This window comes from Hoeflea sp. AS60, assembly GCF_038900115.1.
GTDB lineage: Bacteria > Pseudomonadota > Alphaproteobacteria > Rhizobiales > Rhizobiaceae > Hoeflea.
Genome location: NZ_JBBMQP010000001.1, coordinates 1,218,191 through 1,233,037, shown reverse-complemented (window position 1 = coordinate 1,233,037; position 14,847 = coordinate 1,218,191). Strand labels below are relative to the sequence as shown.

Annotated in this window: 11 protein-coding genes; 2 read left to right on the top strand and 9 right to left on the bottom strand. The window is 61.0% G+C overall.

Translation table 11 applies throughout. The annotated features are described in order from the left end of the window. Positions 1-34 precede the first annotated feature (34 nt). Both fabB and fabI read left to right on the top strand, forming a co-directional pair. On the top strand, positions 35-1,255 hold the full coding sequence (gene fabB, locus WNZ14_RS05670; protein ID WP_342867616.1) for a beta-ketoacyl-ACP synthase I: 1,221 nt from the start codon (positions 35-37) through the stop codon (positions 1,253-1,255). A 5-nt stretch (positions 1,256-1,260) separates the two neighbouring features. Then, on the top strand, positions 1,261-2,076 hold the full coding sequence (fabI, locus tag WNZ14_RS05665) for an enoyl-ACP reductase FabI (protein ID WP_342867615.1): 816 nt from the start codon (positions 1,261-1,263) through the stop codon (positions 2,074-2,076). A gap of 76 nt (positions 2,077-2,152) precedes the next feature. Here fabI and WNZ14_RS05660 read toward each other — a convergent pair whose 3' ends face one another. The 9 genes from WNZ14_RS05660 to infB all read right to left on the bottom strand — a co-directional run bounded on the left by WNZ14_RS05660 (position 2,153) and on the right by infB (position 14,798). Beyond that, positions 2,153-2,818 (bottom strand): flavodoxin reductase, encoded by a 666-nt coding sequence (locus tag WNZ14_RS05660; RefSeq protein WP_342867614.1) that lies wholly within the window; start codon positions 2,816-2,818, stop codon positions 2,153-2,155. Positions 2,819-2,915: 97 nt separating this feature from the next. Continuing rightward, positions 2,916-6,098 (bottom strand): autotransporter domain-containing protein, encoded by a 3,183-nt coding sequence (locus tag WNZ14_RS05655; protein WP_342867613.1) that lies wholly within the window; start codon positions 6,096-6,098, stop codon positions 2,916-2,918. 133 nt (positions 6,099-6,231) lie between these two features. After that, positions 6,232-7,035, bottom strand: a complete 804-nt coding sequence (locus WNZ14_RS05650) for a helix-turn-helix transcriptional regulator (RefSeq protein ID WP_342867612.1) — start codon at positions 7,033-7,035, stop codon at positions 6,232-6,234. A 225-nt stretch (positions 7,036-7,260) separates the two neighbouring features. After that, positions 7,261-9,381: a polyribonucleotide nucleotidyltransferase gene (pnp, locus tag WNZ14_RS05645; protein WP_342867611.1), complete on the bottom strand. Its 2,121-nt coding sequence runs from the start codon at positions 9,379-9,381 to the stop codon at positions 7,261-7,263. A 336-nt stretch (positions 9,382-9,717) separates the two neighbouring features. After that, positions 9,718-9,987 carry a 30S ribosomal protein S15 gene (gene rpsO, locus WNZ14_RS05640; RefSeq protein ID WP_290774628.1) on the bottom strand — a complete coding sequence of 90 codons (270 nt, stop codon included), beginning with the start codon at positions 9,985-9,987 and terminating at the stop codon, positions 9,718-9,720. 200 nt (positions 9,988-10,187) lie between these two features. Further along, entirely contained in the window at positions 10,188-10,541 is a 354-nt protein-coding gene (locus WNZ14_RS05635; RefSeq protein ID WP_342867610.1) for a hypothetical protein, read from the bottom strand. Between the two features lie 98 nt (positions 10,542-10,639). Further along, complete coding sequence (gene truB, locus WNZ14_RS05630; protein WP_342867609.1) at positions 10,640-11,575, bottom strand: tRNA pseudouridine(55) synthase TruB; 936 nt, start codon at positions 11,573-11,575, stop codon at positions 10,640-10,642. A gap of 1 nt (position 11,576) precedes the next feature. Further along, entirely contained in the window at positions 11,577-12,023 is a 447-nt protein-coding gene (gene rbfA / locus WNZ14_RS05625) for a 30S ribosome-binding factor RbfA (RefSeq protein ID WP_342867608.1), read from the bottom strand. A gap of 90 nt (positions 12,024-12,113) precedes the next feature. Beyond that, a complete protein-coding gene (gene infB, locus WNZ14_RS05620; protein ID WP_342867607.1) occupies positions 12,114-14,798 on the bottom strand; it encodes a translation initiation factor IF-2 in 2,685 nt (894 codons plus the stop codon). Between the last annotated feature and the right edge of the window lie 49 nt (positions 14,799-14,847).

Sequence of the window (14,847 nt, the reverse complement as noted above, 5' to 3'; positions counted from 1 at the left end):
AAATTTCAGGACCCTCTACAAGAAAGGGCAGCACATGAGACGAGTCGTCGTGACAGGCATGGGGATCGTATCCTCTATCGGCAACACCGCGGATGAAGTGACCGAATCGCTTCGCCAGGCCAAATCAGGCATCAGCTTCAGCGAAGACTTCGCCGAGCATGGCTTCAGAAGCCAGGTCTGGGGCGCGCCGACGCTGGACCCGACCGATATGGTCGATCGCCGCGCCATGCGCTTTCTGTCGCGCGGCGGCGCCTGGAACCATGTCGCCATGAAGCAGGCGATCGAGGATGCAGGCCTTGAAGAGGCTGAGATCAGCCACGAGCGCACTGGTATCGTTATGGGCTCGGGCGGACCGTCGACACGGACCCTGATCGACGCCGCCGACATTACCCGCAAGAATGGCAGCCCGAAGCGCATCGGCCCGTTCGCGGTGCCCAAGGCAATGTCCTCGACCGCCTCGGCCACGCTTGCGACCTGGTTCAAGATCCACGGCGTCAACTATTCGATTTCGTCGGCTTGCTCGACTTCGGCGCACTGCATCGGCAACGCGGCGGAAATGATCCAGTGGGGCAAGCAGGACATGATGTTTGCCGGCGGCCACGAAGATCTCGACTGGACCATGTCCAACCTGTTCGATGCGATGGGCGCGATGTCGTCCAAATTCAACGACCAGGCCTCGACCGCATCCCGCGCCTATGACGTCACTCGCGACGGCTTCGTCATTGCCGGTGGCGCAGGCGTGCTGGTGTTGGAAGAACTCGAGCACGCAAAAGCCCGCGGCGCCAAGATCTATGGCGAACTGACAGGGTATGGCGCGACATCTGACGGCTACGACATGGTAGCGCCGTCAGGCGAAGGCGCCATTCGCTGCATGCGGCAGGCGCTTTCCACGGTCAAGGGCCGGGTCGACTACATCAACACCCACGGCACCTCGACGCCGGTAGGCGATTCCAAGGAAATCGGCGCGATCCGCGAAGTGTTTGGCAACGACATGCCGCATGTGCAGTCGACCAAGTCACTGACCGGTCATTCGCTCGGTGCCACTGGTGTTCAAGAGGCGATCTACTCGCTTCTGATGATGAAGGAGAACTTCATCGGCGAGAGCGCACACATCACCGAGATTGACCCGGAATTCGATGGCGTGCCGATCGTGCGCTCGCGCATCGACAACGCCAAGATCGATACGGTTCTGTCGAACTCGTTCGGCTTTGGCGGCACAAACGCGACGCTCGTCTTCCAGCGTCACAACGGGTGATGGGCATGACTGGTATTATGAAGGGCAAGCGCGGCCTCATTATGGGCGTCGCCAATGATCACTCGATTGCCTGGGGCATCGCCAAGCAGCTGGCAGAGGCCGGTGCGGAACTGGCGTTCACTTATCAGGGCGAAGGCTTCGGCCGGCGGGTAAAGCCATTGGCGGAAAGCGTTGGCTCCAAGCTGGTACTGCCTTGCGATGTCGAGGACGTGGCCACGGTGGACGCGGTGTTCGAGACGCTGAAAGCGGAATGGGGCACGATCGATTTCGTCGTCCACGCCATCGGCTTTTCCGACAAGAGCGAGCTCAAGGGCCGCTATGCGGATGTCACCACGCGGGCCAATTTCTCCCGCACCATGGTGATCTCGGCCTATTCGTTCACGGAAGTGGCGCAGCGCGCGGCTCCGCTGATGAGCGAAGGCGGCTCTATCCTGACGCTGACCTATGGCGGCTCGATGCGGGTTATGCCGAACTACAACGTGATGGGCGTCGCAAAGGCGGCGCTTGAAGCCATGGTTCGCTATCTGGCGGCCGACTACGGCCAGGATGGCATCCGCGTCAATGCCATCTCGGCAGGCCCGGTGCGGACGCTTGCTGGCGCGGGCATTGGCGACGCACGCGCCATGTTCAACTACCAGAAAAAGAACGCGCCGCTGCGCCGCACCGTCGACATCGACGATGTCGGCAAATCGGCACTCTATCTGCTCTCGGACCTCTCGTCGGGCGTAACCGGCGAAATCCACTACGTGGATTCAGGCTTCAACATCACCTCGATGCCGATTGGCGAGGAGCTGAAGCGGACGGATACCGAACAAGCCTAGAGCCTCAGGCCAGGTCGAAAATCAAAAAGCCCCGGATTTCGAAATCCGGGGCTTTTTGTTGGGGGCGTGCAAGTGGCTACTCCTCAAACACCAGAGCATCGGGCTCGGCGCCGAGCTCCTTGAGGGCAGCATTCACGCTTTCGATCATCGGATCGGGGCCACAGACATAAAAGTGCTGCGAGGTGTTGCCGACCAGGCGTTGGAGCATCGCCTTGTCGACGCGGCCACGTTCGTACCCGCCCTTGTCCTCAGCGCTCAGCACATAGATCACCTCAAGCCCGTCCATCGCGTCAAACTCGTCCTTGAGAATGATGTCGGCCTCGGTCTTGTTGGCGAAGATCAGCCGGTGGCCCGAGAGTTCGCCGCGCTCCTTGAGCATGCGCAGAATGGCGATGAAGGGGGTGACGCCGGCGCCGCCAGCGATGAAGGTGCCCTTGCCCTTGTACTCAATCGTGCCCCAGGGATCACCAACGATGAAGCTGTCGCCGACGCTCATCTTGCCGATCTGCTGGGTAAGCCCATCATGCTCAGGGTAAATCTTGATGGTGAACTGCAGCTCGTCCCATTCGGGCAGGGCTGTGAAGGTAAAGGGATTGTCCGCATCGCGGTAGCCGTCCTTGTCGATACCCACCTCCGCCGCCTGCCCTGGCGTGAACTCAAAGCCGTCGGGCTTTTCGAAGGTGAACTGGCGGACATCGTGGGTGACGTCGACGATCTTTGTGATGGCTAGCGTATGGCTCATGGACTGTGCTCCTACATTGGTGTTGCAGGGCCAATGCATTGGGCAGGAGAATTGTTCCGGGGAAAGCGGATATCAGCCAAGTACTGTCGCCGCTGGCTCAGAAGGACTTTGAAAACCTGGCAGCGACTGTGTGGCTTTGCGACTTGGCACCGAGGCCGCCTTGATAATTGATGTTGAAGCTTGCACCATTGTCGAAGTCAAGCTTCAATCCGGCCTCGATCTGCGCGGTGTCGCGCTCAAGAGGGAGGCCGGAAACCCGGAACGCTTTTCCGTCGGCCAACCACATTGTCGAGGACGGGTCGGAATCGCCAATCAGATGGGACCAGCCGAGGGAGCCTCTAATCGAGGCGGTGTAACTCTCGCCAGCAGCCACCTGTCGCTCGCCGCGCAGGCCTAGGGTGGTGAACCCGAGGGTCTGCATTGCCGAGGCGACGGAGAGTGCTGCCGCGCCGCCGCTCTCGGTAAAAGCGCCACTGCGCTGATGGACCAGGGCGAAGCCGGCGAAGGGCTCAAACCGGGCAAGCGGCGTATTGAATGAATACCCTGCCTCGCCGAAGACCTGCGAGGTGGACGCAGTATAGTCTGCGCTTAATGCGTTGCTGAGCGTGCCGACTGTCACATTGCGGCTGGTCGAGACATCGTGCAGCGCGTAGGTGGCCCCCAGCCGCACACCGAGCGCGCCGACCTTTCCGCCTGCATAGGCGCCAAACGTGTAGCTGTCGGCATTGCCCGAGGATGACCGGGGATCGACGCTGAAGCCGGCGTTGCCGTATCCGGCCATCAGCCCGCCGCGCCAGCCGTCGAAGAGTTCCGCGTCGGCCCCGAAGAAAAGGCCACCGGTGCTGTGCCCTATAGTGGCGGCGTTGCCGTTGCCCTTGGTGTTGCCCCAGCTGCCATAGGCCTGCCCCCAAACGACGGCTCCGCCGCCGAAATTCCGCGCTTGACCGGTGCCGTTGTCAGCGATCATCGGCACTTCGCCTGTGGCAAGACCTTCGAACGCGCTGCGAATGCGGTTGCTGGCAGCGTCGCGGGCAAAGTGGCTGTCCTGGATGAACCTGCCCGTGGTGGACGCGTAAATTTCTCCCGACAAACTGTCGAAGGCGGCGCGGGCGCTGGCCTCGCTGAGCCCGACGACTGCGTCGTAAACCGCATTGCCGGCGGTCAGGCTGCTCACGCCGTTGGCGACCGCCCGTTGATTTGGCGTGTTGCCCGCTGAAGCGAAGCTCGATGCATTGCGGGTCAATGTCAGGGTCACAGCGCTGGCGCTGTAGCCGAGGGCAGCATCGAGAAAGGCAAAATTCTCGCTTACCGAGCCAAAGGTGCCGGTGACACCCGTGCCTGCGGTTATGATCGTGTAGGTGGTGGAAGCGGCATAGGTGGAACCATTGTCGGTGCCGTTTTCCGCCGAAACGCTGACTGTTGCGCCATTATCGATGGTGACCGAGCCGGTGGCGGCGATCATGTCAGAATTCCCGGCGCTGTCGACCTCGACGGCATAGGTGGAGCCGGAGGCGAAGCTGGTATTGCCGGCGACATTGAGCGTGCCGATGGAATTGCCCGGCGCAATCGTGCTGCCGGAATTCGCGGTAAAGCTGCCGACCGTGCCTGATCCGCCCAAGGTGCCACCATTCAAGGTAAAGGCGCCGATGCTGCCGTTGACCACAAGCCTGCCGCCAGAAACTGTTGTGCCACCGGTATGGGTGTTCGCCCCGGTCAGGGTCAACGTGCCTGCGCCTGACTTGGTCAGCGACCCCGCGCCGGAGATGGCGCCGCCATAGCTGGTGGTGCCCGACTGGTTCACCGTGAGCCCCGCAGTGCCCAGCGCAACGGTTCCGCCGGTGCCGGAAAGCGCCGACATCGTGAGATCATGCCCGTTGAGATCGAGCGTGCCGCCATTGACCGTAAAGGCCGTATTCGCTGCGAATGCGCCAGCCGAGCCAGCCCGCAATGTACCGACCTCAACCGTCGTTCCGCCAGTATAGGTATTGGTGCCGCTGAGCGTCAACGTGCCCGCACCGGACTTGGCCAGCGACCCGGTGCCGGATATGTCGCCAGCATAGGCCAGGGCATCGGAGCGGTTGAAGGCGAGCGCGGCGTTGTTGGTAATGTCGCCGCTGATGCTTCCTGATGTACCGCCGTCGCCGATCTGCAGCGTTCCGGCGGAAATCGTGGTGCCGCCGGTATGGGTGTTCGTCCCGGTCAACGTCAGCGTGCCCGCACCCGATTTGGTCAGCGAGCCAGTGCCAGACATATCGCCAGCATACGCCAGGGCATCGCTGCGATTGAAAATCAGAGCGGCATTGTTGGTGATATTGCCGCCAAAGCTTCCAGTGGTGCCGCCGTTGCCAATTTGCAGGGTGCCGCCAAAAATCGTCGTGCTGCCGGAGTTGGTGTTGGCACCGGTCAGGATCGTGGTGCCGGCGTAATGTTCAATGGTGCCATCGCCAAAGATGTCTTCATCGAGCACATAATCCGTTCCGGTATGATTGAAAACTATCTTGCTGGAGCTGCCTCTGAGCCGAATATTTGCGGCATTGATGGTACCTGCCGCCACAGCGGTGTCGCCCGCCGCCGCTCCGATATTCAGCGTTCCATTGTCACCAATATTTTCTGCGACCCTGATGGTTCCAGTGCCGGATACAACAGTCAAAGTGGAACCGCCGGAAAGCGTCAAAAAGCCAGTGCCGTTTACGCCGATTGCCACTCTGCTGGTCGTAGAGAGAGAGCCACCGTCCAGATAGACGTGACCTGTACCGGAAAGTCCGCCGATACTGACATAATCGGCAGTTACTGCTCCGCCGTTCGAGACGGTGAGCGTCCCCGTGGCTGAGTTAAGTCCGAGATATATATCACCCGATGTGGTCCAGCTGCTGTTGGCTCCAGAGACGGTAACAGCCCCCTCATTGCCGGAAAAACGTCCAATGTAAGTGCTTAACCTACCCGCCGACGACACGATACCACCCGCAGTGACTGTCACGCTGCCGTTGCCGGCTGTCCCGCCGATATTCAGTTCACCGCCGTAGCTGTATGGATTGCCGAGGGTACCGCTTCCGGGCGCATCAGGGCCGATCACAGTCTGGTCGCCGACGATATCCGCCGCCAGAGCCGGCTCAATCGCAAGCAGAAGAAGGGCAAGATTTGCCGTCAGCGCAGTTGTGAGCAGCAGACGGGCGCGGAAAGTTTGCGCAACATGGGTAGCACGCTTGCTGCGCTCCCTTTCACCGGGTTGGGTAAGCGCTGAACTCTCAACTGCTGCTTTTGTTACTTGGCCTTTACGCACGGAAGCGCTCCATCAGAATTTAACTATGGAACGCTCTTGTCGAAGAGCGGTGCCGAGCAGGCGTCGCTTCGGGTGCAAGTCATGTTCCGGAACAAGCTTGTGCCGCCTGAAGGTCGTCTTGTGTATCCCCTGTTCAGGGGTTCTTTTTTGAAATCAATCCCTTACCCAACCAAAGCGCCATCAGCGCAGAGCGGCTGGACACGCCGTATTTACGGAATATCCGCTTGACGTGATCGTGGGTGGTATGCGGGCTCTGGCTGTTTTGTTCCGCGATCTGCCTTTCCGTCAGGCCCAGCAACAGGCCCTGAAGCACCACTTGCTCGGTCGTGGTCAGGGGAGACGATGCAACACCTGCGCCTTCCCCGAGCATTTGATGCTTGAAGAACCAGCGGAGCCCCCGCAGGGCGTGAACGACGAAAGCCTTGTCTTTCTCGGAGAAGGCCGGTTTGTCGAAGCCACGGTGAAAGCCGATCTGGATTTCCGCGTCCTCATTGATCGGAATTCCGGCCCAAATGGAATCCTTACGGTCAAGCGCCCGATAGAAGCGCTGGTAGGAAGGTCCATCGAACCAGCCCGGGGTCGCCAACTCGCTCAGGAGCAAAACCCGGAACGTGCCCGCCAACTCAACATTGCGAGCGGTGGTGATATCCGGTTCCCCCTTCTCCATTTCGGCGAAGGCCTCATCAATGGCCTGGCTGGTATTCCTGGACGGTATCAAAGTGAAACGCGTGAGTGGACGCCAGCCTTTCATCGGGTCACGGCTATCGCTCGACCCGAGCCGGACGCAGCCGATCCAGTCCGCATTCTGGGCGTCGATCAAATCGCAGACTGTTTTGAGAAGATAAGAGCGGGACGCCCAGATGTCGCCGGCATCAAAATCTGCCAGCTCATTCCAGAGAGCGTAAATTTCGTCGGCATTCGGCAGGTCGGAAAGCATGCAAACTACGTAGTTCAAAGACTGCGCGGAGCACAATCCCGATCTTGCCTCAGACAGAGAAATTCCGGAGTTTTGCATGGTGTATGGCCCGCACCGTAAACCGCAATTTGGCTTCAGATCATCAGACAACGGTTCAAACAAAAGCCCCCGGATCTTTCAATCCGGGGGCTTTTTCAATTCGTCAGCCTCAGGCGGTCAAACGCCCAAGCCATCAAGTCGTGGGACTTATTCGCCGCCTTCGACTTCCTTGCCGGTTTCCTGGTCGACGACCTTCATCGACAGGCGGACCTTGCCGCGTTCATCAAAGCCCAAGAGCTTGACCCAGACCTTCTGGCCTTCCTTGACCACATCCGCGGTCTTGGCGACGCGTTCGGCTGCCAGCTGCGAGATGTGAACAAGACCGTCCTTGGGACCGAAGAAGTTCACGAAGGCGCCGAAATCGGCGACCTTGACGACGGTGCCTTCATAGATCACGCCAACTTCAGGCTCGGCGACGATCGAGTGGATCCACTTCTTGGCGGCCTCGATTTCCTTGCCCGAGGACGAGGCGATCTTGATGGTGCCGTCGTCGTCGATGTTGATCTTGGCGCCGGTCTTCTCGACGATTTCGCGGATGATCTTGCCACCGGTGCCGATGACGTCACGGATCTTGTCGACCGGGATGTTCATGACTTCGATGCGCGGAGCGAATTCGCCCAACTGGCCACGGCTCTCGGTGAGAGCGTTGCCCATTTCACCCAGGATGTGCAAGCGACCGTCCTTGGCCTGGCCAAGCGCGATCTGCATGATTTCCTCGGTGATGCCATCGATCTTGATGTCCATCTGCAAAGCGGTGATGCCGTCGGAAGTGCCCGCGACCTTGAAGTCCATGTCGCCCAAGTGATCTTCGTCACCCAGGATGTCGGACAGGACTGCGAAATTTTCGCCTTCCTTGATCAGGCCCATGGCGATACCCGCAACAGGCTTTGCCAGCGGCACGCCGGCATCCATCAGCGCGAGCGAGGTGCCGCAGACGGTTGCCATCGACGAGGAGCCGTTGGATTCGGTGATTTCCGAGACCACACGCAGCGTGTAGGGGAACTGGTCAGCAGACGGCATCATCGGGTGGATGGCGCGCCATGCGAGCTTGCCGTGGCCGATTTCGCGGCGACCGGGCGACCCGGTGCGGCCTGTCTCACCGACCGAGTAGGGCGGGAAGTTGTAGTGCAGCATGAAGGTGGCCTTGTAGGTCCCCGTCAGGCTGTCGACATACTGCTCGTCTTCGCCGGTGCCGAGCGTGGCGACAACGATCGCCTGGGTCTCGCCACGGGTGAACAGGGCCGAGCCGTGGGTGCGCGGCAGCAGGCCCACTTCGGAGACGATCGGACGCACGGTCGACAGATCGCGGCCATCGATGCGGCTCTTGGTGTCGAGGATGGCGCCGCGGACGACCTTGGCCTGCAGCGACTTGAAGACTGCGCCGATGACTTCACTGGTGAAGCGGGGCTCTTCGCCCTCAGCCGGAGCAAAGTGTGCCTTGACCGTTGCCTTGACCGCGTCGATTGCCGCGTAGCGGGCAGCCTTGTCGGTGTTCTTGTATGCGTCGCGGAGACCGGCTTCGCACATGGCGAGCATTTCGCCTTCGAGGCCCGAATTGTCGGGAGCGGTGAAATCGCGCGGCTCTTTCGCAGCAGCTTCAGCGAGCTTGATGATCGCGTCGATGACCGGCTGCATGGACTTGTGGCCGAACATCACGGCGCCGAGCATGACTTCTTCGCCCAGTTCCTTGGCTTCGGATTCGACCATCAGGACGGCGTCCGAGGTGCCTGCGACGATGAGGTCGAGCGAGGATTCCGGCATTTCGTCAACATGCGGGTTGAGCATGTACTCGCCGTTGATGTAACCGACGCGGGCGCCAGCGATCGGGCCCATGAACGGGATGCCCGAGATGGTGAGCGCTGCTGACGCTGCAACGAGCGCCAGGATGTCGGGGTTGTTTTCCAGATCATGCTGCAGAACGGTGATGATGATCTGGGTGTCGTTCTTGTAGCCTTCAGGAAACAGCGGGCGCAGCGGGCGGTCAATGAGACGCGACGTCAGCGTCTCGTTCTCGCTCGGGCGGCCTTCGCGCTTGAAATAGCCACCGGGGATCTTGCCGGCTGCGTAGGTCTTTTCCTGGTAGTTGACGGTCAGCGGAAAGAAATCCTGGCCGGGCTTCGGCGACTTGGCGGAAACGACTGTGGCGAGCACGGTGGTTTCGCCGTAGCTGGCGATGACGGCGCCATCAGCCTGACGTGCAACCTTGCCTGTTTCCAGAGTGAGCGGACGACCGCCCCATTCAATCTCGACCTTGTGGGTATCGAACATGTCTTGTCCTTCGTATGCGGGCATGTGGGCCCGGCCGCTTTTCGGCCGCGCACTTCACTATCCCGTTTGTTGAGCGCATCTCGGGCAAGACAGCGGGAGGCTTTGAGGGGCCGCAGTAACGAGCGGCGAAAGCATCCGGCAATCCTGCCCCATGACAGGCTATTTTGAGTGTCCTGAACCGGAATGCCCGGGCATCAGAACGGTTTCGGTGCTGTGTTCCGACCGGTTTGGCCTGATGGCGCGCACCGCGGCGCCATGGTCCCGGCAGTTCGATCGACGGGACCGGAGAATGGTTTCGGCGGGCGGAGCAGAGCGCCCCGCCCGCCGAAAAGCAGTTTAGCGACGGATGCCCAGACGGGCGATCAGCGCAGTGTAACGCGCTTCTTCCTTCCGCTTGACATAATCAAGCAGGGAGCGACGCGTGGACACCATCTTCAACAGCCCGCGGCGTGAGTGGTTGTCCTTCTTGTTGTCCTTGAAGTGACCGGTCAGATTGTTGATCCGTTCGGTCAGGATAGCAACCTGGACTTCCGGTGAGCCGGTGTCGCCTGGCTTGGTGGCGTATTCTTCGATCAGCGCAGCCTTGCGCTCAGCAGTAATCGACATCGTAAAATCCTTTCATTCTGGATGGATCTGGCGCCCTCTGCCGGGATGTCGTCCAGCAGGGGCCTCGAAGCGCCATGCAGGCAAAACCTGCAATAACGGCTGGGCTATAGGCCAATTAGCGCCGAAATGAAAGGGAAATGTGGCGAAGCCCGGCTGCGCTCGCGGCGAGGCGGTGTCGGGATCGGGCGGGATTGCGTGTTTCAGCAGCCACGCTTGACGTAGGCATCGGGTATGGCCTCGATCCAGGCCACCGAGCCGGCGTCATCTTTCGAGCCGTAAGGTCCGTCGGCGACGCAGTAGAAGCCGTCTTTGAAACCGTCCATATCGGTGGTGTTGACCACCCGCGAGCCGGCGCCGCCTCCGACGATCGGGCCACCGAGCTCGATCAGCTGGCGCTTGGCGTCCGCGCGACTTTTCGTGCACCCCAGAATGATGTACCAGCCACAGCCCTCGGCATCGAAGCCGGGTGATTGAGCCATTCCCGGCTGCGTTACAGCGCCCAGCATGGCCGCAGTGAAGCCTGCGATCGCAGCAACAAGCAAACCTCTGTTCATGGACCCATCCCCCGAGCTTGATACCTCGCCTCAGAACCAGCGGCGGGAACCATCAAACATCAGTGTGCAACGGGGAATGGTTCGGCACAAGCCGCAGATCAGGCCTTGAACACCCGGCGTGGGCGGAACTCGCCGTCTGCGACTTCGCCGATAGACAGCAGCGCGCCGCGGACGAAGGCGCAGGCATCATCGGTGGCGACAGGGGCATCACGGCCCCTGAGGATGATCGGATTTCCCATGCGGATACGGTGGGCCTGATCTTCACTGACATCAATACGCGGGAGCATGCCAAGAGCTTCGCCCGCAGGCATCAGGAAGGCATCGAGCTGCGCCAGGCGTTCGGCGTCGTCCTCGATCTCTTCAAGCGCAATCAGCTCGGCAAGCGGCACCATGGCATCTTCGGGGAACGGTGCGACCATGGTACGGCGCAGTTGAGAGATATGGCCGTAACATCCGAGCTGCCGACCGAAATCACGCGCGAGCGCCCGGACATAGGTGCCCTTGCCGCATTCGACTTCAAACACCGCATGGTCGGCATCCGGGCAGCCTGCCAGCGTGATCCGGTGGATCTCGACTTCGCGAGCCGGAATTTCCACCACCTCGCCATCGCGCGCCATGTCGTAGGCCCGTTCGCCGGCGATCTTGACGGCCGAAAACGCAGGCGGCACCTGTTCGATCACGCCGGTGTATTGAGGAAGAATGGCCTCGATTGCGGCCTTGTCGGGACGCGTGTCGGAGCTCGACGTGACTTCGCCCTCGAGATCGTCGGTGTTGCGCTCTTGGCCCCAGGCGACGGTAAATTCATAGATCTTGCGGCCGTCCATGACATAGGGAACTGTCTTGGTGGCATCGCCAAGCGCGATTGGCAGGATGCCCGACGCCAGCGGATCTAGGGTGCCTGCGTGGCCGGCCTTCTCGGCCTTGAACAACCATTTGATCTTGGAAACAGCCTCGGTGGAGCCAAAATCCCACGGCTTGTCGAGAACCAGCCAGCCCGAAATCGGGCGGCCCTTATTCTTGCCACGACGACCCATCTCAGGCTTTCCCTTCGCCTTCGGAATCAGGGCTTTCGACCGGCTCGTCCGCGTCATCAGCATGGTCGAGATCGCGGGCGACTTCGGGCGAGCGCAGGAGCGCATCAATCTTGGAGTAATTCTCGAAGCTGGTATCATCGCGGAAGCGAAGTTCCGGGATGTTGCGCATCTGGCGCAGATCCGGCGAAATCCGGCCGCGAATGAAGCGGGCGTTCTTGTTCAGCGCCGCGATTGTTTCCGTGTGATCCTCGACACCCAGTGGCGTAACATAGGCGGTTGCCACCGTGAGATCCGGCGACATGCGCACTTCAGTCACCGAAATCAGGGTGTTGGACAGGATCGGGTCGCGGATATCGCCGCGTTGCAAGACCTGTGTGATGGCTGCCCGGACCTGTTCGCCTACGCGCAGCATGCGCTGGGAAGGGGCCGAGGAAGATGACTTGGGCATGGAGTTCCAACCGAAATTGCGGGCTCAACAGCCCGAGGCAGCGCAAGATGGATGGCAGCCCGGCGCCTTAAGCGCCGGGTCTTTATCCAATCAGAGCGTGCGTGTGACGTGCTCGACGCGGAAGCACTCGATAACGTCGCCTGCGCGCATGTCTTCGTAGTTCTCGAAGGCCATGCCACATTCCTGGCCGCCATTGACCTCGGAGACTTCGTCCTTGAAGCGCTTCAATGTCTTGAGCTTGCCTTCATGGATGACAACGTTGTCGCGGATCAGGCGGACGCCCGAACCACGTTCGACCTTGCCTTCGGTGACGCGGCAACCGGCGACCTTGCCGACCTTGGTGATGTTGAACACCTCGAGGATCTCGGCATTACCGATGAAGGTCTCGCGACGTTCCGGCGACAGCATGCCCGACATCGCTGCCTTAACGTCATCCACCAGATCGTAGATGATGTTGTAGTAGCGGATCTCGACGCCATCGCGTTCAGCCGCATCGCGCGCCTGCTTGTTGGCGCGGACGTTGAAGCCAATGATCGCGGCGCCCGAAGCTTCGGCCAGCGAGATATCGGATTCTGTAATGGCGCCTGCACCCGAGTGGATGACCCGGGCCCGGACTTCGTCGGTCCCAAGCTTTTCGATGGCACCGGCGATGGCTTCGATGGAGCCCTGCACGTCGCCCTTGACGAGCAGCGGGAATTCCTTGCTGCCGGTGTCCTGAAGCTGGGTCATCATCTGCTCGAGCGAACCACGCGAGCCGCTCTGACGAGCAGCCGCCTTGTCGCGCGAAAGCCGCTGACGATATTCGGCGATTTCGCGAGCCCTGGCTTCATTCTCCACCACAGCAAAGCGGTCACCCGCCTGAGGCGTGCCCTGAAGGCCGAGGATTTCGACCGGGAATGCCGGACCGGCTTCCTTGACCTGTTCGCCACGGTCATTGACCAGGGCGCGTACACGGCCCCACTGATCGCCTGCCACGAGGATCTCGCCTGGCTTGAGGGTACCGGTCTGAACCAGCACGGTTGCAACCGAACCGCGACCGCGATCAAGCTTGGCTTCGATCACCACGCCTTCGGCGGTGCGATCAGGATTGGCCTTGAGATCGAGCAATTCGGCCTGCAGCAGAATGGCATCGAGCAGCTTGTCGAGATTGAGCTTCTTGGTCGCCGAGACCTCGACGTCGAGAACCTCACCGCCCATGCTTTCAACGAACACTTCATGCTGCAGCAGGTCGGTCCGGACCTTCTGCGCATCGGCAGAGGGCTTGTCGATCTTGTTGATCGCAACAATGATCGGAACACCGGCCGCCTTGGCGTGATTGATCGATTCAATCGTCTGCGGCATGACGGCGTCATCAGCTGCGACCACCAGAATGGCGATATCGGTTGCCTGTGCGCCACGGGCACGCATCGCGGTAAAGGCGGCGTGACCCGGGGTATCGATGAAGGTGATCAGCTGACCATTCTTCTCGACCTGGTAGGCCCCGATGTGCTGGGTGATACCACCGGCTTCACCCGAGACGACGTTTGCGTCGCGAATGGCGTCAAGCAGCGAGGTCTTGCCGTGGTCGACGTGGCCCATGATGGTGACCACCGGAGGTCGCGATACTGTATCGCCGCCCTGATCCTCGACATTGAAAATGCCCAGCTCGACATCGGATTCCGATACGCGGCGGACAGTGTGTCCGAATTCGCCGGCGATGATTTCGGCCAAGTCGGCATCGATGATGTCGCCAGGCTTCATCATCTGGCCTTCCTTCATCAGGTACTTGATCACATCGACCGACCGTTCGGCCATACGCTGTGAAAGTTCCTGAATTGTGATGGTCTCGGGCAGCTGCACTTCGCGCATAACCTTTTCGCGTGGTTCCTGCGTCATCGAGCGGCGCATCTTTTCCTGACGGCGACGCATGGCCGACAACGAGCGACCACGCGAGTTTCCGTCGTCATTGAGAGCGGCAGTCAGGGTCAGCTTGCCACGACGGCGATCTTCCTCAGCCTTCGGACGGGTCGGCTTGGGTGTTTCAGGGCGAACAACCTTCGCACCTGGACGTGCCGGACCACCGGGACGAGCCACGGCACCCGTGCGGGAAGGCGCTTCTTCTTCCACATTGTCGCGGCGGCGTCCGCGAGGAGCTTCCTCGGGTGTAGGCGGCACGGCTTCAGCCGGTGCGTTGGCAGCCGCTTCCTGGGCTACGAGCGCTTCAGCTTCGGCTTCCTTTGCAAGACGGGCGTCTTCAATCACCTGCAGGCGGGCGGCCTCGGCCTCCTCGACTGCGCGGCGGGCATCTTCCTCGGCCTTGACGACAGCTTCTTCCTCGGCGCGCTTGCGATCTTCCTCATCGCGGACACGACTGTCCTGCAAGGCGCGGCGACGTGCCTCGACTTCGCTTGCGGAAAGCTGATTGAGGACCGCACCACGTGGCGCAGGCTTCGGTGCAGGCGCGCGTTGCGGCGCCGCCGGGGCTGCCGGAGCCGGTTTTGAAACCGCGGCTGGCGCCGGCGCACTTGGCGCAGCCTTTGGAGCTGCCGGCGCCGGAGTTGGCTCGGCAGGCTTTTCAGCTACCGGTGCCGGACGTGGCTTGAGGGTTACCGGGGGAACCGGCTTTTCGTCTTCCGGACGGTTGATGCGGCGCTTGCGCGTCTCCACCACCACCGCCTTGGTACGGCCTCGGCCCATCTCCTGGCGAACCATCCCCTGCTCAACAGAGGGACGCTTCAGCGAGAAGGTCTTCTTGCCGGGTACACTGATTGTCTTGTCGTCGTTGCTGTCGCTCATTCCGTATCCGTTTCCGCGGGAAACCGCATCGCGCCTGTGCGCGCCGGCT

Excerpts from the sequence above, each read along its gene's own strand:
- fabB (WP_342867616.1), top strand. The coding sequence starts at position 35 with ATGAGACGAGTCGTCGTGACAGGCATGGGGATCGTATCCTCTATCGGC.
- fabI (WP_342867615.1), top strand. The coding sequence starts at position 1,261 with ATGACTGGTATTATGAAGGGCAAGCGCGGCCTCATTATGGGCGTCGCC.
- WNZ14_RS05660 (WP_342867614.1), bottom strand. The coding sequence starts at position 2,818 with ATGAGCCATACGCTAGCCATCACAAAGATCGTCGACGTCACCCACGAT.
- WNZ14_RS05650 (WP_342867612.1), bottom strand. The coding sequence starts at position 7,035 with ATGCTTTCCGACCTGCCGAATGCCGACGAAATTTACGCTCTCTGGAAT.
- pnp (WP_342867611.1), bottom strand. The coding sequence starts at position 9,381 with ATGTTCGATACCCACAAGGTCGAGATTGAATGGGGCGGTCGTCCGCTC.
- rpsO (WP_290774628.1), bottom strand. The coding sequence starts at position 9,987 with ATGTCGATTACTGCTGAGCGCAAGGCTGCGCTGATCGAAGAATACGCC.
- WNZ14_RS05635 (WP_342867610.1), bottom strand. The coding sequence starts at position 10,541 with ATGAACAGAGGTTTGCTTGTTGCTGCGATCGCAGGCTTCACTGCGGCC.
- truB (WP_342867609.1), bottom strand. The coding sequence starts at position 11,575 with ATGGGTCGTCGTGGCAAGAATAAGGGCCGCCCGATTTCGGGCTGGCTG.
- rbfA (WP_342867608.1), bottom strand. The coding sequence starts at position 12,023 with ATGCCCAAGTCATCTTCCTCGGCCCCTTCCCAGCGCATGCTGCGCGTA.
- infB (WP_342867607.1), bottom strand. The coding sequence starts at position 14,798 with ATGAGCGACAGCAACGACGACAAGACAATCAGTGTACCCGGCAAGAAG.